Annotated in this window: 20 protein-coding genes; 8 read left to right on the top strand and 12 right to left on the bottom strand. The window is 69.7% G+C overall.

Going from position 1 to position 20,012, the window contains the following annotated elements; genetic code table 11:
• Positions 1–6: 6 nt before the first annotated feature.
• The gene (locus IFU40_RS17195) at positions 7–969 is read right to left on the bottom strand and encodes an FKBP-type peptidyl-prolyl cis-trans isomerase (protein WP_191926217.1); all 963 of its coding nucleotides are present in this window, start codon (positions 967–969) and stop codon (positions 7–9) included.
• Positions 970–1,180: 211 nt separating this feature from the next.
• Between IFU40_RS17195 and IFU40_RS09930 the strand changes: the two genes are divergently transcribed.
• The 4 genes from IFU40_RS09930 to dhaM all read left to right on the top strand — a co-directional run bounded on the left by IFU40_RS09930 (position 1,181) and on the right by dhaM (position 4,361).
• Positions 1,181–1,882 (top strand): lysophospholipid acyltransferase family protein, encoded by a 702-nt coding sequence (locus IFU40_RS09930; protein ID WP_194717045.1) that lies wholly within the window; start codon positions 1,181–1,183, stop codon positions 1,880–1,882.
• Between the two features lie 87 nt (positions 1,883–1,969).
• On the top strand, positions 1,970–2,965 hold the full coding sequence (gene dhaK, locus IFU40_RS09935; RefSeq protein ID WP_191926218.1) for a dihydroxyacetone kinase subunit DhaK: 996 nt from the start codon (positions 1,970–1,972) through the stop codon (positions 2,963–2,965).
• The gene (dhaL, locus tag IFU40_RS09940; RefSeq protein WP_191926219.1) at positions 2,962–3,600 is read left to right on the top strand and encodes a dihydroxyacetone kinase subunit DhaL; all 639 of its coding nucleotides are present in this window, start codon (positions 2,962–2,964) and stop codon (positions 3,598–3,600) included. Before dhaK ends, dhaL begins: the two co-directional genes overlap by 4 nt.
• Positions 3,597–4,361, top strand: a complete 765-nt coding sequence (gene dhaM, locus IFU40_RS09945) for a dihydroxyacetone kinase phosphoryl donor subunit DhaM (RefSeq protein ID WP_191926220.1) — start codon at positions 3,597–3,599, stop codon at positions 4,359–4,361. The genes dhaL and dhaM overlap by 4 nt, the downstream gene beginning before the upstream one ends.
• Before the next feature lie 10 nt (positions 4,362–4,371).
• Here the strand turns inward: dhaM and IFU40_RS09950 are convergent, their stop codons facing one another.
• Entirely contained in the window at positions 4,372–5,337 is a 966-nt protein-coding gene (locus IFU40_RS09950) for a sugar-binding transcriptional regulator (protein ID WP_055834901.1), read from the bottom strand.
• Between the two features lie 109 nt (positions 5,338–5,446).
• Here IFU40_RS09950 and IFU40_RS09955 point away from each other — a divergent pair, with 109 nt between their 5' ends.
• The 3 genes from IFU40_RS09955 (at position 5,447) to glpK (ending at position 9,651) form a co-directional block, all read left to right on the top strand.
• The gene (locus IFU40_RS09955; RefSeq protein ID WP_191926221.1) at positions 5,447–7,165 is read left to right on the top strand and encodes a glycerol-3-phosphate dehydrogenase/oxidase; all 1,719 of its coding nucleotides are present in this window, start codon (positions 5,447–5,449) and stop codon (positions 7,163–7,165) included.
• 123 nt (positions 7,166–7,288) lie between these two features.
• Positions 7,289–8,044, top strand: a complete 756-nt coding sequence (locus tag IFU40_RS09960; RefSeq protein ID WP_055834894.1) for an MIP/aquaporin family protein — start codon at positions 7,289–7,291, stop codon at positions 8,042–8,044.
• A 95-nt stretch (positions 8,045–8,139) separates the two neighbouring features.
• Positions 8,140–9,651, top strand: a complete 1,512-nt coding sequence (glpK, locus tag IFU40_RS09965) for a glycerol kinase GlpK (RefSeq protein ID WP_055834891.1) — start codon at positions 8,140–8,142, stop codon at positions 9,649–9,651.
• A gap of 249 nt (positions 9,652–9,900) precedes the next feature.
• Here glpK and IFU40_RS09970 read toward each other — a convergent pair whose 3' ends face one another.
• Together IFU40_RS09970 and IFU40_RS09975 are read right to left on the bottom strand one after the other, a co-directional pair.
• The gene (locus IFU40_RS09970) at positions 9,901–10,380 is read right to left on the bottom strand and encodes a hypothetical protein (RefSeq protein ID WP_070408282.1); all 480 of its coding nucleotides are present in this window, start codon (positions 10,378–10,380) and stop codon (positions 9,901–9,903) included.
• 44 nt (positions 10,381–10,424) lie between these two features.
• Positions 10,425–10,895 (bottom strand): OsmC family protein, encoded by a 471-nt coding sequence (locus tag IFU40_RS09975; RefSeq protein WP_055834885.1) that lies wholly within the window; start codon positions 10,893–10,895, stop codon positions 10,425–10,427.
• Positions 10,896–11,040: 145 nt separating this feature from the next.
• Here IFU40_RS09975 and IFU40_RS09980 point away from each other — a divergent pair, with 145 nt between their 5' ends.
• A complete protein-coding gene (locus IFU40_RS09980; RefSeq protein WP_055834882.1) occupies positions 11,041–12,024 on the top strand; it encodes an asparaginase in 984 nt (327 codons plus the stop codon).
• 127 nt (positions 12,025–12,151) lie between these two features.
• Here the strand turns inward: IFU40_RS09980 and IFU40_RS09985 are convergent, their stop codons facing one another.
• The 8 genes from IFU40_RS09985 to IFU40_RS10020 form a co-directional block, all read right to left on the bottom strand.
• Positions 12,152–13,684: an APC family permease gene (locus tag IFU40_RS09985; RefSeq protein WP_191926222.1), complete on the bottom strand. Its 1,533-nt coding sequence runs from the start codon at positions 13,682–13,684 to the stop codon at positions 12,152–12,154.
• 46 nt (positions 13,685–13,730) lie between these two features.
• Positions 13,731–14,504, bottom strand: a complete 774-nt coding sequence (locus IFU40_RS09990; RefSeq protein WP_191926223.1) for a protein phosphatase 2C domain-containing protein — start codon at positions 14,502–14,504, stop codon at positions 13,731–13,733.
• Positions 14,505–14,604: 100 nt separating this feature from the next.
• On the bottom strand, positions 14,605–15,585 hold the full coding sequence (locus IFU40_RS09995) for an aldo/keto reductase (protein WP_055936902.1): 981 nt from the start codon (positions 15,583–15,585) through the stop codon (positions 14,605–14,607).
• 154 nt (positions 15,586–15,739) lie between these two features.
• Positions 15,740–16,435 (bottom strand): large exoprotein, encoded by a 696-nt coding sequence (locus tag IFU40_RS10000; protein ID WP_191926224.1) that lies wholly within the window; start codon positions 16,433–16,435, stop codon positions 15,740–15,742.
• A 102-nt stretch (positions 16,436–16,537) separates the two neighbouring features.
• On the bottom strand, positions 16,538–17,287 hold the full coding sequence (locus IFU40_RS10005; RefSeq protein ID WP_191926225.1) for a YaaA family protein: 750 nt from the start codon (positions 17,285–17,287) through the stop codon (positions 16,538–16,540).
• Between the two features lie 72 nt (positions 17,288–17,359).
• Positions 17,360–17,620, bottom strand: coding sequence for a F0F1 ATP synthase subunit epsilon (locus IFU40_RS10010; protein ID WP_055834867.1), 261 nt, complete (start codon positions 17,618–17,620; stop codon positions 17,360–17,362).
• Position 17,621: 1 nt separating this feature from the next.
• Positions 17,622–19,070 carry a F0F1 ATP synthase subunit beta gene (gene atpD / locus IFU40_RS10015; RefSeq protein WP_055834865.1) on the bottom strand — a complete coding sequence of 483 codons (1,449 nt, stop codon included), beginning with the start codon at positions 19,068–19,070 and terminating at the stop codon, positions 17,622–17,624.
• Positions 19,071–19,091: 21 nt separating this feature from the next.
• Positions 19,092–19,991, bottom strand: coding sequence for a F0F1 ATP synthase subunit gamma (locus tag IFU40_RS10020; RefSeq protein ID WP_055834862.1), 900 nt, complete (start codon positions 19,989–19,991; stop codon positions 19,092–19,094).
• Between the last annotated feature and the right edge of the window lie 21 nt (positions 19,992–20,012).

The following is a 20,012-nucleotide window of genomic DNA, read 5'->3' on the forward strand; positions in this document are numbered from 1 at the left end:
GTCAGCCTACTGAGCGGCTGCGGGAGCGTGCTGGACGCCGAGGATGTCGACCACGAAGACGAGGGTCGAGTTCGCCGGGATCGCTCCCTGCTCCTGGTCGCCGTAGCCGTCGGCGGGAGGGATGACGGCGAGCACCTGCGAGCCGACCGTCTGGCCCTCGAGTGCCTGCCGGAAGCCCGCGACGACACCCGTGGTCGGGAACTCGGTGGGCATGCCCTTGTCCCAGCTGGAGTCGAACACGGTACCGCCGTCGTAGAGCACGCCGGTGTACTGCACGATCACCTGGTCGCCGGGGTTGACCACGTCGCCGTCGCCTCGGCGCAGGTTCTCGATGCGCGTCTCGGTGGGAGCGGGCGTGGTCGGCACGGTGATGGTGGGAGCGCCGTTGTCGGCCAGCGTGACCGTGGGCATGCCGTCGACGGGCGGGACCTCGGTGCCGGTGGCGCGCGTGGGCAGCTCTTCGATGGCGTCGGCCACGAGCACGTAGGCCGGCGACCCGTCGCCGAGAAGGCCGGCGGGGAAGGTCGACACCGTGCGCGAGCCGATCGGCACGCACGACAGGGCCGCGCCGAAGATCTGCTGCGCGTTGACGACCATGTCCATGCCCGCGGGATCGGTCGTCAGGGAGTCGAGCGCGACCGCGCCGCTGGCGGCGTCGATCACGGTGTAGTTCGCCTTGACGATGTCGCCGGGGGCGATCTCGGCGCCCGAGCCCTCGATGAGGGTGGTGCGCTGCACGTCGGTCGGCGTGAAGCCGTCGGGACGCGTGACGGTGACGGGGCCCTGGAAGTCACCCGACACCTCGAGCCCGGCGGGGACCTCGCCGGTGAACGGGGTCTGGCACGCTCCGGCATCCGGGGTCGCACTGGCATCCGGGGTCTGCGCCTGATCGGGCGAACCGGTGCATCCGGCCAGCAGCAGCACCGCGGCGGCGGCGACGGACAGGGAAGCGATCGGGCGGAAGCGCACGGGAGACCTCTCGAGAAGAACGGGGAACGTCCATCCTGGCGCACCCGGCTTTGTCGATCCTGGGAGTCCCCGCGCGCACACCGTCGCGCCCGGGCACGTAGACGCGGGTGCGCACACGCGGGCGGGCATGCGCGACCCGGCATGCGGCGGCGAGTAACCTCGACGGGTGAGTTCCGACGCCGCCGAGACCCCCGCCGCCGCGCCGCAGCAGATGGGTGCGGCCTACGGCCTCGGCCGATTCCTGATCGCCCCGCTGGCGCGGGCCGTGTACCGCCCGCGCATCGAGGGCCGTGAGAACGTGCCGCGCACGGGCCCGGTGATCTTCGCCAGCAACCACCTGTCGTTCATCGACTCGATCGCCATTCCGGTCGCGGCTCCCCGCCCCGTGCACTTCATGGCGAAGTCGTCGTACTTCGAGAAGTGGGCCTCGCGGCAGTTCTTCACCGCCATCGGCGCCATCCCCGTCGAGCGCGGCGCCGGTCAGAAGGCCCTCGACGCGCTCGATCAGCAACGCGCCCTGCTCGACGACGGCCGCGCGGTGGCCCTGTACCCCGAGGGCACGCGGTCTCTCGACGGCCGGTTGTACAAGGGGCGCACGGGGGTCGCGTTCCTCGCGCTCCAGACCGGGGCCCCCGTCGTTCCGGTCGGTCTCATCGGCACCGACAAGGTCATGCCCGTGGGCGCGAAGATCCCGACGACCCAGGAGCGCATCACGGTGCGCTTCGGCACGCCCCTCGACCTCTCCCCGCACGGCCCCGCGTCCTCGGGCCGCGCCCGTCGACTCGCGACCGACGAGATCATGGCCGCGATCCACGCGCTCAGCGAGCAGCAGCTCGCGAACGCGTACAACGAGGCTCCGGCCCAGAACCCCCTCGAGCGCATCAAGCAGGTCTTGCCGCACGAGCGCCTCTGAGCCTTTGCCGCTTGACGCGGCGACGCACGGCGAGCAGGGTCGGGAGTGACGGCCCCGAGCCGTCGACGCCACGACGAGGAGGCACCCGTGAAGAAGTTCGTGAACGACCCGGCCGACGTTCTGGCCGAAGCTCTGCGAGGGATCCAGGCCGCGCACCCCGAGGTTCGGGTGGATGCCGAGAACCGGGTGATCCTGCGGGCGGAACCCACGCGCGCGGGCAAGGTGGCGCTGGTGTCGGGCGGAGGGTCCGGTCACGAGCCGATGCACGGCGGGTTCGTCGGGCAGGGCATGCTCGACGCCGCCGCCGCGGGCGAGGTCTTCACCTCCCCCACCCCCGACCAGGTCCTCGCCGCCACGCAGGCGGTCGATGCGGGAGCCGGCGTGCTGCACATCGTGAAGAACTACACCGGCGACGTGCTGAACTTCGAGATGGCGGCCGAGCTCGCCGCCGCCGAGGGCGTCGAGGTCGAGTCGGTCCTCGTCGCCGACGACGTGGCCGTGCAGGATTCGACCTGGACAGCCGGACGCCGCGGGACCGGCACCACCGTCATCCTCGAGAAGATCGTCGGGGCACGGGCCGAAGAAGGCGCCGACCTCGCCGCCGTGGCCGATCTCGCCCGACGTGTCGCCGCCGCCGGGCGTTCGATGGGCGTCGCCCTCACGAGTTGCACGGTGCCCGCCGCCGGTCGCCCCACGTTCGAGCTGCCCGACGACGAGATGGAGGTCGGAGTCGGCATCCACGGCGAACCGGGCCGCTCGCGCGTGAAGCTGGCATCCGCGCACGAGATCGCCGCCCTCCTGGTCGACCCGATCGTCCACGACTTCGGCGAGCCGGTGGGACCCGCGATCGTGCTGCTGTCGGGTCTGGGCGCAACGCCCCTCATCGAGCAGTACCTGCTCTACGGCGAGATCGCTCCGCTGCTGGCCGCGGCCGGCGTCGAGGTGCAGCGGGTCCTCATCGGCGACTACATCACGAGTCTCGACATGGCCGGCGCCTCGCTCACCGTCGTGAAGGCCGACGACGAGATGCTGCGCCTCTGGGATGCGCCGGTCGTGACCCCGGGCCTGCGGTGGGGCGCATGAGCGGCACCGTCGCGGTCGACGACCTCGTGTCGTGGATCCGGGCGTTCCGCGACACCGTCCAGCAGCACAAAGACGAGCTGACGCAGCTCGACTCGGCCATCGGCGACGCCGATCACGGCTCGAACATGGCGCGCGGTCTCGATGCCGTCGTCGCGCGGCTCGACCCCGTTCCCGCCAACCCGACCGACCTCTTCAAGACCGTCGGAATGACGCTCGTCTCGTCGGTCGGCGGCGCGAGCGGTCCGCTGTACGGCACCCTCTTCCTGCGCATGGGGCCCGCGCTGAGCGAGGGAGAGGTGGATGCCACCACCCTCGGCGCCGCCCTGCGCGCCGGCGTCGAGGGGGTCGTCGCCCGGGGCAAGGCCGAGCTCGGCGACAAGACGATGATCGACGCGCTCTGGCCCGCCGTGGACGCCTGGGACACCGCCGCGGCCGCCGGGGCGACACCCGCCGCCGCCGCGCGGGCCGCGGCCGAGGCGGCGGCCCGCGGTCGCGACGCGACCGAGCCGCTCGTGGCCCGCAAGGGCCGCGCGAGCTACCTCGGCGAGCGCAGCGCCGGCCACCTCGACCCCGGGGCGACCTCGGCGACGATGCTGCTCGAGGCCCTGCGCGACACGTTGGCGGCGGCCGAGTGATCGGGATCGTCGCGGTCTCGCACAGCCGGGCGCTGGCCGATGCCGCCGTGCACCTGGCCCTGCAGATGGGCGGCGAGCAGCCGCCCGGGGTGCGCGTGGCCGCGGGCGGTCCGGACGGCGATCTGGGCACGGATGCCGTCGCCATCGCCGCCGCGATCGACGACGCCGACTCCGGCGACGGGGTGCTCGTGCTGATGGACCTCGGTTCCGCGATCCTCAGCGCCGAGACCGCCCTCGAGTTCGTCGCCGCGCCCGACCGGGTGAGGCTGAGCTCCGCGCCGTTCGTCGAGGGGCTCGTGGCCGCGGTGGTCACCGCGGCCGGCGGCGCCGATCTCGACGCCGTGGCCGCCGAGGTACGGGGCGCGGGCGCGGCGAAGCAGCGTCAGCTCGGCGAGGACGAGGCCACGGCATCCGCGGATCACGACGACGAACCGACGGCGCACGGCACCGACTCCCCGGCCTCGGAACCCGCTGACGACCGGAACGCGATCTCGTTCGAGACGGTGGTCGTCAACCCGTCGGGCCTGCACGCGCGCCCGGCGGCCACGTTCGTCAAGGCGGCGTCGCGGTACGACGCCGAGGTGCGTATCGCCGACCTCGACGCGGGCTCCGACGAAGTGTCGGCGCGGAGCCTCCTCGCCCTCATGGCGCTCGGCGTCCGGCAGGGTGCACGGGTGCGGGTGAGCGCGAGTGGCCCGCAGGCCCGTCAGGCCCTCGACGAGCTCCGCGCCCTGATCGACGAGGGCTTCGGCGAGCGCTGACCGAGGCGGGTCAGCGGGTCACGCTCAGCAGGCGGCGCGCCAGCGACTCCTCGACGACGAGCTCGGTGATCAGACCGGCGGCGAGGGCCCCGCGCAGGCCATCGAGCTTCGAGAGGCTCGACACGACGCAGAAGCGGCGCGGAATGCGCCGGACCGTGTCGAGGTCGGGCCCGCTGGAGCGCGCGTTCAGTTCGGGGACGTCGCTCGAGCCGTCGGCGCGGTAGAACACCGTCGCGCAGTCCCCCACGATGCCCTCGCGTTCGATGACGGCGCGGTCGCGCTCGTCGAAGTAGTCGCCGCTGTAGACGTGCGAGGGCACGTCGGCGTGCGGCGAGCCGAGTCCGAAGACGAACAGGCCGACGCGCTGCTGGATCTCGAGCACGGAGCGCACCGAGCGCTCCCGCCACATCGCCTGCTTGGTGCGCGGGTCGTCGAACAGCGCGGGCACCGGGAATTGGTGCACCGACGACGACCAGGCGGTGCCGAACTTCGACAGGATCTCGCCGGCGTACGGGATGCCGGAGGTGCGCACGTTCGCGGCTCCGTTCATCTGCACGATGTGGGTGTCATGCACGTCTTTCAACGGCACGTGACGGGCGACGGCCGAGAGGGTCGACCCCCAGGCGACGCCGACGGTCATCGACGACTCCACCCGCTCGGCGAGGATGCGCGCCGCGGTCAGCGCCGTGCGCTCCAGGCGCTCAGCCTCGGAGGTGCGGGCCGGGGTCGGCACGACGTGCGCGGTGATGCCGAATCGATCGGCGATGCGCTGTGCCATCTGGCCCCGGGCGTCGTCGGGCGGGCTGATCGAGATCGTGACGAGACCCACGTCGCGGGCGTGCTGGAGCAGGCGCGACACCGACGAGCGTGACACGCGCATCTCGTGCGCGATGGCGTCCATCGTCAGGTCCTGCATGTAGTACAGCTGCGCCGCGCGCAGTGCGTCACGGGACCGCTCTTCCGCCTGCGTCACCATGGTTGCGTTCCCATGAACACCATTGTGCACGTTTGTTCAAGGGGCTTGCAACAACGTGCAGACAGGCGCATTGTGACTTTCGTACCAACAACGAAAGGTCGCAGTCGACATGTCGTCCCCCGCAACACAGCTCCGCGCCGACGTCCAGGCGCTCCGCGACGCCGAGAACCTCGACGTCCTCATCATCGGCGGGGGCATCAACGGCCTCGCCACCCTCCGCGATCTCGCCCTGCAGGGCGTCAGCGTCGCCCTCGTCGAGCGCGGCGACTTCGTGTCGGGCGCCTCGTCGGCGTCGAGCCACATGGTGCACGGCGGTATCCGTTACCTCGAGAACGGCGAGTTCCGCCTCGTCAAAGAGGCCGTGACCGAGCGCAACGACCTGCTCAAGACCGCGCCCCACTACGTCAAGCCGCTCGAGACGACGATCCCGATCTACAAGACGTTCTCCGGCATCCTGTCGGCGCCCTTCCGCCTGCTCGTCACCCACGGCCGCGGAAAGCCCAACGAGCGTGGTGCGCTGCTGATCAAGGTCGGCCTCATCATGTACGACACCTTCTCGCGCGACGGTGGCTCCGTTCCCCGCCACAAGTTCCTCGGCAAGAAGAAGTCGCTGACCGAGCTCCCCCAGCTCAACCCCGACCTGGCCTACACGGCCACGTACTTCGATGCCTCGATGCACGACCCCGAGCGCATCGCGCTCGACGTGCTGCGCGATGGCATCGAAGCCGGCGCCGGTCGCACCCAGGCCGTCAACTACGTCTCGGCCGTCGGCGCCGACGCGAACGGCGTTCGCGTGCGCGACGAGGTCTCGGGCGAGGAGTTCTCGGTCAAGGCGAAGGTCGTGCTCAACACCGCCGGCCCCTGGACCGACCTCGCGAACTCCGCCATGGGGCTCACGACGCAGTTCATGGGCGGCACCAAGGGCTCGCACATCGTGCTCGACAACCCGGAGCTGTTCGCGGCGACCGGTGGGCGCGAGATCTTCTTCGAGCACTCCGACGGCCGCATCGTGCTCATCTACCCGCTCAAGGACCGCGTCCTCGTCGGCACGACCGACATCGACGCCGACCCGTCGAAGCCGGTCGTGTGCACCGACGACGAGATCGCCTACTTCTTCGACCTGATCGGCCATGTGTTCCCCCGCGTCGCCGTCGACCGCTCGCAGATCGTGTACACCTTCTCGGGTATCCGTCCGCTCCCCCGCCACGACGACACCGCGCCCGGCTTCGTGTCGCGCGACTACCGCATCGTCGAAGACGAGGTCGCCGGTGTCCCCTCGATGAGCCTCGTCGGCGGCAAGTGGACCACGTTCCGCGCGCTGGCCGAGCACTTGAGCATGAAAACGCTGCAGAAGCTGCGTCGTCCGCACCGCATCAGCACGCAGGGCCTGCCCATCGGCGGCGGCGCGGGCTTCCCCTCGACCCCCGAGCAGCGGCGCCGCTGGATCGCCACGCGCACGAATGCGCACTCGGCCGAGCTCGTGGATGCCATGCTCGAGCGGTACGGCACGCGCGCCGACGCGATCCTCGCGGTTCTCCCCGCCGAGCCCACCGCCCTGGCGGACGCGGCCGGTTACTACCGCGAAGAGCTGGTCTGGATCGCCCAGAACGAGCAGGTCGTGCACCTGATCGACGTGCTGCTGCGCCGCACCCACCTCGCCTTCGTGGGCGGGATGACCGAGCGCACGCTGCGAGAGGTCGCCGAGACGATCGCGGAGCCCCTCGGTTGGGACTCCGCCCGTGTCGACGAAGAAGTGAACCGTACGACCGAGATCCTGCGCTCCGCCCACCGCGTCGACCTGGCGTCGGCCGGCGTCGCGCGAATCTGAGAGAACGTGCGGGCGCGCCGCCTGTTGCGCGCCCGCACGCTCGCCGTAGGTTCGGAGCACCGAGCCGCATAACACCACCCGTGCCGAAGTTGTCCGGGTGACAGAAGAAAGGTCGATGACGACATGCAAGAAGTCAACTTGGGGCTGTACTTCCTCTCGGAGGTGGTCGGCACCGCGATGCTCATCCTGCTGGGCTGTGGCGTGGTCGCCAACGTGGCCCTGGCCAAGACCAAGGGCAACGCCGGCGGCACCCTGATGGTCAACTGGGGATGGGGCCTGGCGGTCTTCGCCGGTGTCATCGTCTCGGCGTACTCCGGTGCGCAGCTGAACCCGGCCGTCTCGATCGGCCTCCTCGTGGCCGGCAAGATCGCCTTCGTCCAGTTCCTCGTGGCCGTGGCCGCGCAGCTGGTCGGTGCCATCATCGGCGCCGTGCTCGCGTGGGCGTCCTACAAGCAGCACTTCGACGACGAGCCCGACCCGGCCGCCAAGCTGGGCGTGTTCTCGACCGGCCCCGCGATCCGTTCGTACGGCTTCAACTTCCTCACCGAGGTCATCGCCACCTTCGTCCTGGTCTTCGTGATCTTCGGCTTCGGTGACTACGGCGTGGCCGACATCGGCGTTCCGGGTGGCATCGGCGGTCTCGCGGCCGTTCCCGTCGCCCTGCTCGTGGTCGGCATCGGCGCCTCGCTCGGTGGTCCCACCGGTTACGCCATCAACCCGGCCCGTGACCTCGGCCCCCGCATCGCGCACGCGATCCTTCCCATCAAGGGCAAGGGTTCCAGCGACTGGGGCTACGCCTGGGTGCCGGTCGCCGGTCCCCTCGTCGGTGGTCTGCTCGCGGGTCTGCTGGCCCCCGTGCTGCTCAGCCTCGGCAACTGACACTCCCGCGGGGGCGACTCGCCCCTCGACTGCGCGTCGCCCCCGCACCCGTCTTCACCCCTTCCTCACACTGAACTAGACAAAGGAGTCCTTCCATGGCCGACTACGTCCTCGCCATCGACCAGGGCACGACCTCAACGCGCGCGATGATCTTCGACAAGTCCGGGAGCGTCGTCTCCGTCGGGCAGAAGGAGCACGAGCAGATCTTCCCGCGCGCGGGATGGGTCGAGCACGACCCCCTCGAGATCTGGCGCAACACCCAGGAGGTGATCGGCCTGGCCCTCAGCCGCGCCGACATCACCCGCCACGACATCGCCGCCGTCGGCATCACCAACCAGCGCGAGACCGCGGTGGTCTGGGACAAGAACACCGGCAAGCCCGTCTACAACGCCATCGTGTGGCAGGACACCCGCACGCAGTCGATCGTCGACCGTCTCGCCGACGGCGACCCGGAGCGCTACAAGAGCGTCGTCGGTCTTCCCCTGGCGACGTACTTCTCGGGCACGAAGATCGTCTGGATCCTCGAGAACGTCGACGGAGCCCGCGAGAAGGCCGAAGCCGGCGACCTCGTGTTCGGCACCACCGACACCTGGGTGCTGTGGAACCTCACCGGCGGTATCGACGGCGGCGTCCACGCCACCGACGTGACCAACGCCAGCCGCACCCTGTTCATGGACCTCGAGACCCTCGAATGGCGCGACGACATCCTCGCCGACTTCGGTGTGCCGCGCTCGATGATGCCCGAGATCCGCTCCTCGTCCGAGGTGTACGGCGCCGTCGAGTCCTCGTCGCTGCTGCGCGAGACCCCGATCGCCGGCATCCTGGGCGACCAGCAGGCCGCGACCTTCGGCCAGGCCGCCTTCGACCCGGGTGAGAGCAAGAACACCTACGGCACCGGTAACTTCCTCATCTTCCAGACGGGTGAAGAGATCGTCCGCTCGAAGAACGGGCTGCTGACCACCCTCGGATACAAGCTCGGCGACCAGCCCGCGCACTACGCACTCGAGGGATCGATCGCCGTCACCGGCTCGCTCATCCAGTGGCTGCGCGATCAGCTCGGCATCATCTCCTCGGCTCCCGAGGTGGAGGCCCTGGCCCGCACCGTCGACGACAACGGTGGGGTGTACTTCGTCCCGGCGTTCTCGGGTCTGTTCGCGCCGTACTGGCGCCCGGATGCCCGCGGTGCGATCGTCGGCATGACCCGCTTCGTCAACAAGGGCCACATCGCCCGCGCGGCCCTCGAGGCCACGGCCTTCCAGACCCGCGAGGTGCTCGAGGCCGTCAACGCCGACTCGGGCGTCGACCTGACCGAGCTCAAGGTCGACGGCGGCATGACCGCCAACGACGAGCTCATGCAGTTCCAGGCCGACATCCTCGGCGTGCCGGTCGTGCGTCCCGTCGTCGCCGAGACGACGGCCCTCGGTGCCGCCTACGCCGCGGGCCTCGCCGTCGGCTTCTGGAACAACCTCGACGACCTCCGCGCCAACTGGCAGGAAGACAAGCGCTGGGAGCCCGACATGGACTCCGACGAGCGCGACCGCGAGCTGCGCCTGTGGAAGAAGGCCGTCACCAAGTCGATGGACTGGGTCGACGACGACGTGCGCTGAGCACCCTCTTCACGAAACGGACCCCGTCGGCCTCGCGCCGCCGGCGGGGTCCTTTCCGTTGTGCGACCGAGCGCCCCCGACGTCGCCGGCGGCGCCCACCGTGTCGGGGCTCCCGGCGGCTGCACGCACGACTCCTGCACAGCCCTCGCTCGGAGCGCGAAGGGCCCCTCGCGAGGTCACGATGCCGGAGGCGTGCTCGCCGCGGTGCCCGCGATCACGCCAGGTTTCCGGCATCCGGATGCCGAGAACTCAGCGTTCCGGTTTCGGATACGCCGCCCGCATGACATCGGACTGCAGGTAATCCGACACCCCGATCAGCAGCACCGCGAAGAGGATCTGCTCGGTGACGACCCAGAACGGGTACAACCCGGGGATGGCCGCGAGCACCAGGGCCACGATGGGGAAGATCCGACTGAACAGCTGCAGGCGGCGGAACGCCCAGTACCACCCGGCCCGGGCGCGCCAGAGGAAGTAGAACAGCGTCGTGGTGATGGCGAGCACGACGAGGCAGCGCATCCACACCGCGAAGCCGACGTCGGCCCCGTTGAGCGTCATGACCAGCGCGACGACCACCGTGGCGATCCCCAGCACGAAGCCGATCGCCAGCAGGACGGTGACCGAGCGGAACGCCCGGACCACGCGGGGGTCGTCGGAGACGGCGACGCGATGATCGGCGTGGCGTCCGCCGGCGATCCGGTCGAGGCGGCGGAGGGCCGGTTCGAACTGCATGCGCTCACTGTACGACGCCGCCGCGCGCCGCCGCAGCGGACGGCTCAGCCGACGGTGATCTCGGGTTCGTGACGCACGGGGAAGTTCACCGAGTTCGCGATGAAGCACCACTCGCGCGCCTGCCGGTGTGCGGCGCGGGCGGCCTCGACCATCGACTCCTCCGCGACCTGCACGCGAGGACGAAGCACCACCTCGGTGAACGCCCCGCCGCTGTTGCCATCCTCCTGCATCGTGCCCGACGCGTCGTCGACGTACGCGGTGACGACGACACCGGTGGTGACGCAGGCGTGCAGGTACGACAGCAGGTGGCATTCGCTCAGTGCCGCGAGCAGCAGCTCTTCGGGGTTCCACTTGCCGGGGTCGCCGCGGAAGGGCGTGTCGGCGGATGCCGCGACCTCGGGCTTGCCATCGACGTGGAGCGTGACGGAGCGGTCGTAGTCGCGGTAGCCGCTCGTCCCGCTCCCCCGGTCGCCGGTCCAGGTCGAGCGCAGGCGGTAGTGGTGTTCTCCGTTCATGCTCTCCAGTCTGCCGCCCCCCGCTCCCCTCGGGCGTGAGGTGCCAGGATGTGTCGCTTCGGCCGCGGCCGAAGCGACGAATACCGGCACCTCACGCGGGTGGCGGGCCCGGGATACGAGGGGGCCGCGGGGATACGATGGAGGGATGCCCGCCACGCCCCCCGCCTCCGTCGAGCTCGCCGTCATCGAACGCAGCGGATTCGTCGAGTCCCGCCACTACGGCGTCGCCGTCGTGCTCGCCCCCGACGGTTCCGAGAAGCTGACTCTGGGCGAGGCGTCCGCGTCGTTCCTCCCGCGTTCGAGCATGAAGCCGCTGCAGGCGCTGGCCTGCCTGTCTGCGGGCGCCGACCTGTCCGGTGAGCGTCTGGCAATCGCGATGGCCAGCCACTGCGGCACCGAGCGTCACGTCGAGGTGGCCCGTGGCATCCTGCAGTCGGCCGGACTGACCGAAGACGACCTGGGCTGCCCCGCCGCGTGGCCGAGCGACACCGCCGCGCGCGACGAGCTCGTCCGCGATCACGGTGCCCCCTCACCCCTGCGGATGAACTGCTCCGGCAAGCACGCGGCCATGCTGCTCACGTGCGTGGCGAACGGCTGGCCCACCGCCGACTACCTCGACGAACAGCACCCCCTGCAGGTGCACATCCGCGAGGTGCTGGAGCGACTGGTCGGCGAGCGCATGACCACGACCGCGATCGACGGCTGCGGCGCCCCGGTCTACGCCATGAGCCTCATCGGCCTCGCGCGCGCGATCCAGCGCATCGCGACCTCGTCGGAGCGCTCCCCCTTCGCCCTGCACCGCAGCGCCGGCACCCTCGTGCGCGCCGTGCGGGAGCACCCGTGGACGATCGACGGCCCGGGTCGCCCCGACACCGTGGTGATCGAACGTCTCGGCGTCTTCTCGAAGATGGGCGCCGAGGGCGTGCAGGTCATGACGGCCCCCGACGGCACCACCGTGGCGTTGAAGATGCTCGACGGTTCCAACCGCGCCGGCCATGCCGTCGCGCTGCGCCTGCTCGAGCGCGCCGGAGCCCTGTCCCCCGAGGCCGTCGCCGACACGCTCGCCCTGCTGCCCCTGAGCATCTCGGGCGGTGGCCGCGAGGTCGGCGCCATCCGCTCCGCGGTCTGACCCGCCCCGCGGCGCGATCGATCCGTCGCGAGACCAGACGCGCAACGTGTGCTCTCGTGGGTGCGCGCGCCCGGCCGGCACGACGCCACGTCTCCCCGACGCGCGGCCCGGCCGAGCGGAACGCGGCCTAGATACCGCCGTCGACCGAGCGCGGGTACGCGATCGGCTCGTCGGGCACGAGCACCTCGGTCTCGCGGTTGAGGCTCTCGCCGCGGAAGAACGGCTTCGACGCGGGGACGAGGAACCACGCGACCATCAGCACGACGCCGATCGCCAGCGCGCCGATACCGACGACGAAGGTGCCACCGATGCCGAACAGCACGGTGTTGCCGTACTCCGGGTCCCACATGTCGATTGCCGACTGCACGAAGGCGTAGGTCAGCATGAGCGCGCCCAGCAGGGGCAGGATGCCGCGGTACACGAGGTTCTTGCCCGAGCGGAACAGCTCACGTCGGTAGTACCAGACGCAGGCGTAGCCGGTCATGGCGTAGTAGAACGCGATCGCCAGCCCGAGCGACAGGATCGAATCCTGCAGGATGTTGTCGCTGATGAGCGTCATTCCGACGTAGTAGACGCTCGCGACGATACCCATCACCAGCGTCGAGAACGACGGCGTGTGGAAGCGCGGGTGCACGGTGCGGAACCGCTCGGGCAGCGCCTTGTACGCCGCCATCGCGAGCGTGCCGCGCGCCGTGGGCAGAATGGTCGTCTGCGTCGACGAGACCGCCGAGATCAGCACGGCCACGATCAGCACCCACGCGAAGGGGCCGAAGAGGTCGTCCTTCAGCGCCAGGAACACGTCGTCGGCGTTCTCGGCGTTCGCGAGTCCCGCGCCGTCTTCGCCGACCCCGGCGTACATCATGGCGGCCACCGTGACGGTGACATAGGTCGCGAGCAGGATGACCGTGGTCAGCAGGGCGGCGCGGCCCGGGATGCGCTTCGGGTCCTTGGTCTCTTCGTTCAGGGCGAGGCAGGTGTCCCAGCCCCAGTAGATGAACAGCGCCAGCAGCACGGCCTCGGTGAAGCCGCGCCAGTCGGTGAACCCCAGCGGGTTGAACCACGCCAGGTCGAACGGCGTCGGGTTGGGTGCGGTGCCGTCGAAGAACTTCCACAGGGCCACGACGACGAACAGCACCAGCACGAGGTACTGCACCGCGAGCAGGATGTTCTGGATCCGCTCGCCGATCTCGACCCCGCGGTAGCTGATGTAGGTCATCGCGGCGATGAACGCCACGCCCGTCGCCGTCACCAGGGGCACGTTCTCGGCGAGCGAGCCGTCGCCGATCAGCGACCAGAGGTAGATGCCGGCGATCTGCGAGAGGTTCGCCAGCACGACCATGCCCGCCACGGCGACGCCCCAGCCGCCCATCCACCCGATCCAGGGGCCGAAGGCCTTGGTCCCCCACGTGAAGGTGGTGCCGCAGTCGGGCATCTCGTTGTTCAGCTCGCGGTAGGCGAAGGCGATGAACAGCATCGGGATGAACGCGAGCACGAAGGCGATCGGCGCCGAGGCGCCGACGGCGAGCACGACGAAACCGAGGGTGGCGACGAGGGAGTAGACGGGAGCAGTGGAGGCCAGTCCGATCACGGTCGAACCCCAGAGTCCGAGCGTCCCGCTGGCCAATCCCTTGCCCGACGTCCGTTCGGGAGCGGAGGTCATATGCCGAACGTAGAATCCGCGGGTCACCGCGGTCAAGAGGAGATTCTCAGGCGGAGCGGCGGGCCACGTCGAGCACGACGATCGTGATGTTGTCGCGACCGCCGTTTTCGAGTGCCGCCGCCATCATGGCTTCGACCGCTGCGGCCGGATCGGCGTTGGCCTCGAGGAAGTGCCGGATGCCGAAATCGGTCAGCTCTTTCGTGAGCCCGTCGGAGCAGATGACGAAACGGTCGCCGTCGAGAACGTCGAGGCGCAGGTAGTCGGGCTTGACGGTTTCGCTCGGGCCGACGGCGCGCGTGATCACGTTGCCGTAGGGGTGGTTCTCGGCCTCTTCGGGGCTGAGACGTCCTGCAGCGATGAGTTCCTGCACCACGGAATGGTCGGTGGTGACCTGCACGATCTCTTCGTCGCGCAGCAGATAGACGCGTGAATCGCCGATGTTCAGGGTGACCCAGTGCGGCTCGTCGGTGTGCGTCTCGAGATACAGGCCGGTGAGCGTCGTGCCGGTGCCCTCGTCGGTGGTCTCGGGGTGGGCGATGATGTCCTTCACCGCGCGCGACAGGGCCTTCTCGATGCTCTTCGACGAGACGGATCCGGTGGCGACGACGGCGCTCAGCCGGTCGACGGTACTCGCACTGGCGATCTCACCGCCCAGGTGTCCGCCCATGCCGTCGGCGACGACGAACAGCGGATACTCGGCGAGCACGGCGTCTTGATTGACCTCGCGACGGCGGCCCGTGTCGGTGCTCGCCGCCCACGACAGCTCGACGTCGCCCGCGCCGAGGGGAACGGTACGCGTGTGGGTGGTCACCTCGGGCACGAAAGATCCTCCGGTTGGCCGACAGCTGCGCCGGCGGAAACGCACGGCTCTGTCATCTTAGTGGACACCCCGGCATCGCCCGGGGACGCGCCGCGCCCCATCATCCCGCCGCGGGATCGGCGGGGAGGGCGAAGATGCCGTCGATCTCGTCGAGGTCGGCGGCGGCGGGGGTCCAGGCCGTGGCGGCCGCGGCGTTGGCCCGCACCTGGTCGGCGCTGGTCGCCCCGGCGATGACGCTCGCCACGTGGGGGTTCGCGAGGAACCAGGCGAACGTCGCCTCGAGCATGCTGATGCCGCGCGCGTCGCAGAAGGCCTGGTAGCGCTCGAGGGCGTCCCACGGCGCGTCGCGCCACAGGTGGGGACGCTGACGCATGATGCGGCTCCCCTCGGGACCGCCCTCGCGCGTGAACTTGCCGGTGAGCAGTCCGTTGTGCAGTGGGAAGAAGGGCAGCAGCCCGAGCCCGAAGCGCTCGGCCGCGGGGAGCACCTCGCGCTCGGCCGCGCGCGCCAGCAGGCTGTACTGGTTCTGGGTCGAGACGAACCGCACTCCGGATGCCGCGTACTCGGCCTCGGCGATCTGCCACCCCGCGAAGTTGGAGTGGCCGATGTATCGCACCTTGCCCTCGCGGACGAGGTCGGCCAGGGCGTCGAGCGTTTCGTCGATCGGCGTGGAGTCGTCGGGGGTGTGCAGCTGGTACAGGTCGATCCAGTCGGTGCGCAGGCGCCGCAGCGAGCCCTCGACGGCACGACGGATGTGCGCACGAGAACCCTTGGACCCGCCGGGGAGCGCGGGCGCCAGGTGCGAGTGGCCGAACTTCGTCGCGAGCACCACCTCGTCGCGGCGCCCCTCGAGCGCCTCGCCCATGAGGGTCTCGGACAACCCGAACTCGCGGCCGTACACGTCGGCGGTGTCGAGGAACGTGACCCCCGCGTCGATCGCGGCGCCCAGCACGGCGCGCGTGCCGTCGAGGGTCTCGGTGGCGGTGCCGGCTCGGCCGAAGTTGTTGCAGCCGAGCCCGACGGCCGAGACACGCAGACCGGAGCGACCGACGGAGCGAAGGGGAAGCGCGGGGGATGTCATCCCTCCACGCTATCCCCGACCGACGACACCGGGACCCGAACCCCGCGTGCTCCGGCCGGGTGAAGGCTCTCGGCATCCCGGCGCACCGCGAAGGAGCAAAGCGAAGGGCCCCCCGCCGAAGCGGAGGGCCCTCTGCGAAATCAGACCTGCGGCATCAGGCCTGCGGACCGGCCGGCGGAGCCGGGGGCGGCGGCGTCGGGCCTGCCGCGGGCGGGGTCTGCGGGGGCGTGTAGCCCTGCGCCGGAGGAGCGGTGGGCGGCACGTAGCCCGGCCCCGCGGCGGGCGAGCCGTAACCGGCACCGCCTGCGCCACCCGAGACGTCCTGGTAGGGCTGAACGGGGATGCCGTTCCAGACGGTCTTGTCTGCCAGGAACGTCTTCGCCCACGGCGAGGGACCGACCTCGGGGTTCCAGCGGTTGCTGCTGAAGGCGACGATCGCCAGCCAGATCAAGCCACCGATGCCCGGGATGAGCCAGAGGAACAGCAGGGGCCAGTCCTTACCCAGCTTGAGCCCGATGCGGTATGAGTACATGAGACCCGCGGCGAGGGGCACGAGCGACAGGATCCAGCCGATCACCGGGATGTTCGAGAGGACGCTGGAAGCGACGACGGCGATGAGGAAGACCCACGGCGAGAGATCGCCGAGCTTCGCGGCGACCAGGGTGTTGTAGATCGGCACCCACGCGCGCCACTTGCCCTGCACACCCGCCTTCTCGAAGATCTTCATGTAGAGGAACGACGAGACGACGTAGGCGATGGCCACGAAGAAGAGCAGGATGGGGATCAGAATGGCCAGGAACGCCAGCGCTGCGAAGCCGCCGTCGTCTGAGTAGTAGTAGGAGTCATCCATTGCGGATTCCTTTCCAGGCGAATGCGCGGCGGAGCGTCCGTGCGCCCCGTGCGAGTCACATGCTAGCGAAGCTGAGACTTTCCTGACAGGGCCACGCCGGGCTCAGACCACAAGCTCCATCTCACCCGCCGGCTTTTCCCGGACGATCCACCCCGCGCCGCCCGCCCACGCGAGGAAGTCGGCGCGCGTCGCGCTGTCGGGGCCCGACAGGGCCAGCGCGCGCACGAGATCACCCTTGGCATGTTTGTTGAAGTGGTTCAGCGCGCGCACCGCGCCCCCCTCGCCCTCGGTCACCACGCGCACGTACGCCGCGTCGACCCCCGTCGGCACCGGCCCGAGTGCCACGTACGCCTCCGAGCGCAGGTCGAGCACGAACGACGTGCCCCGCGCCGACAACGCCGTCGTCACCGCCTCGGCCCAGACCCGGCGCAGCGCCGGCAGCCCCGGCACCGACGTCCCCGCGGCCAACCGGTACGCCGGAATGCCGTCGAGGGCGCCGACCGGCCCGAAGGGCGCCGAGTGCACCAGCACGTGCGCGCCGAGCCAGGAGCGCTGCTCGGCGTTCAGGGTCCCGGCATCCAGCGCATCGAAGAGCACGCCGGTGTACCGGTCGATCGCCGGCAGGGTCGGCGCCGAGCGCAGGGCCGCATTGTCGGCGACCTCGTGCCGGCGCTTCGCGCTGAGCTTGAGCACGCGGGCGGCCTCGTCCTCGTCCGACGACAGAGCCACGAGCGCGTCGACCACGGCCGCACGGTGCGGTCGCAGCGACGGCAAAGCGAGCGCCCCGAGGTCGAGCGGGGTGCCGTCACCGCCCGGGCGCTTGGTTTCCGACGGGGGAAGCAGGACCAGCATGAACACCCTTGCACGGGAAAGACGCGCGCCGCCCGGCGAACCGGGCGACGCGCGTCGTGATCGAAAAAGTCGTCAGGAGACGAGGGCGGCGTTACCGGCGACGATGGTGAGTTCGTCGTCGGCCATCGACAGGAAGCCGTCCTTGGCGTTGGCCAGGATCTTCGTGCCGTCGGTCCGCGTGATGCGCACCTCACCCTGAGCGAGGATCGCGAGCACCGGCTCGTGACCCTGCATGAAGCCGATCTCGCCCTCGACGGTCTTGGCCACGACGAGAGAGGCTTCTCCCGTCCACACCTCGGCGTCGGCCGAGACCAGGCTCACACGCAACGACATGTCAGCCGTTCTCCTTCTGGATCTGCGCCCACTTCTCTTCGACGTCGCCGATGCCGCCGACGTTGAAGAACGCCTGCTCGGCGACGTGGTCGAAGTCACCCTTGACGATGGCGTCGAACGACTCGATGGTCTCCTTGATCGGGACCGTGGAGCCCTCGACGCCGGTGAACTTCTTCGCCATGTAGGTGTTCTGCGAGAGGAACTGCTGGATGCGGCGTGCACGCGACACGACGATCTTGTCTTCCTCGGAGAGCTCGTCGACACCGAGGATGGCGATGATCTCCTGGAGTTCCTTGTTCTTCTGCAGGATCTGCTTCACCGAGGTGGCCACGCGGTAGTGGTCGGCACCGATGTAGCGCGGGTCAAGGATGCGGCTGGTCGAGCTCAGCGGGTCGACGGCGGGGTACAGACCCTTCGACGCGATCTCACGCGAGAGCTCGGTGGTGGCATCCAGGTGGGCGAACGTGGTCGCCGGCGCCGGGTCGGTGTAGTCGTCGGCGGGCACGTAGATGGCCTGCAGCGAGGTGATCGAGTGGCCACGCGTCGAGGTGATGCGCTCCTGGAGCACACCCATCTCGTCGGCGAGGTTGGGCTGGTAACCCACGGCCGAGGGCATGCGGCCCAGCAGCGTCGAGACCTCGGAACCGGCCTGCGTGAAGCGGAAGATGTTGTCGATGAACAACAGCACGTCCTGCTTCTGCACGTCGCGGAAGTACTCCGCCATCGTCAGCGCCGACAGGGCGACGCGCAGACGCGTTCCCGGCGGCTCGTCCATCTGGCCGAACACGAGGGCGGTCTTGTCGAAGACGCCCGCCTCTTCCATCTCGTGGATCAGGTCGTTGCCCTCACGGGTGCGCTCACCGACACCGGCGAACACCGACACGCCACCGTGGTCCTGCGCGACGCGCTGGATCATCTCCTGGATGAGGACGGTCTTGCCGACGCCGGCACCACCGAACAGGCCGATCTTTCCACCCTGCACGTACGGGGTGAGAAGGTCGATGACCTTGATGCCGGTCTCGAACATCGTGGTCTTCGACTCGAGCTGGTCGAAGCTCGGCGCCTTGCGGTGGATGCCCCAGCGCTCGGTGATCTCGACGGTCTCGCCGGGCGCTGCGTTGAGCACCTCGCCGGTGACGTCGAACACCTTGCCCTTGGTGACATCGCCGACGGGCACCGAGATGGGGCCGCCGGTGTTGCGCACTTCCTGGCCGCGCACGACACCGTCGGTCGGCTTCAGGGCGATCGCGCGAACGAGGTCGTCACCGAGGTGCTGGGCGACCTCGAGCGTGATCTCGTTGGAGACGCCGTCGATGACGATCGTCGTCTTCAGCGCGTTGTAGATCTCGGGGATCGAGTCGTGGGGGAACTCGATGTCGATGACCGGGCCGGTGACGCGCGCGACGCGCCCGACGACGGTCGCGTCGCTCTTCTCGGCGGTGAGGCTCATGGCTTCTTCTCTCCTTGGGACTTACTTGCCGGATGCCAGAGCATCGGCGCCGCCGACGATCTCGGCGATCTGCTGCGTGATCTCCGCCTGACGCGCGTTGTTGCGCAGGCGGGTGTAGTCGGTGATGAGCTTGTCGGCGTTGTCGCTGGCCGACTTCATGGCCTTCTGCGTGGCGGCGTGCTTTGCCGCCGACGACTGCAGGAGGGCGTTGAAGATTCGGCTCTGCACGTACACCGGCAGGAGCGCGTCGAGAACGGTCTCGGCGTCCGGCTCGAATTCGTAGAGCGGGTAGACGGTCGCGGGGGCCGCGGCGGTATCTGCTTCGACCACCTCGAGAGGAAGCAGGCGCACCGTCTCGGGCGACTGCGTCATCATGCTGACGAAACGGTTGTAGACGAGGTGGATCTCATCGACGCCGTCGTTCTCGCCGGAGCGGCGGTACGACTCCAGCACGGCGGCCGAGATCTCTTCGGCCGTCGAGAACTGGGGCGTGTCCGTGTCGCCGGTCCACTGGGCCTTGCTGGCCATGCGTCGGAACTGGAAGTAGCCGACGGCCTTGCGACCCACGAGGTAGTACTCCACCTCTTTGCCCTGCGAACGCAGCAGCTCGCTCAGCTCGAGACCCTCACGGAGGATCTGCGAGTTGAACGCGCCCGCGAGTCCGCGGTCGGAGGTGAAGATCACCACGGCGGAGCGACGGATGGTCTCACGCTCGGTGGTCAGCGGGTGGTCGACGCTCGAGTGCGTCGCCACCGCCGACACCGCGCTGGTCACGGCACGCGCGAAGGGCGACGCCGCGCGCACACGCGCCATCGCCTTCTGGATGCGCGACGCAGCGATGAGCTCCATCGCCTTCGTGATCTTCTTGGTCGTCTGAGCAGAACTGATCTTCTGCTTGTAGACCCGTAGTTGTGCGCCCATGATTCCGTTCTCGTGTCGTCG

It is taken from the genome of Microbacterium sp. CFBP 13617, from assembly GCF_014839445.1.
Classification (GTDB): Bacteria; Actinomycetota; Actinomycetes; order Actinomycetales; family Microbacteriaceae; genus Microbacterium.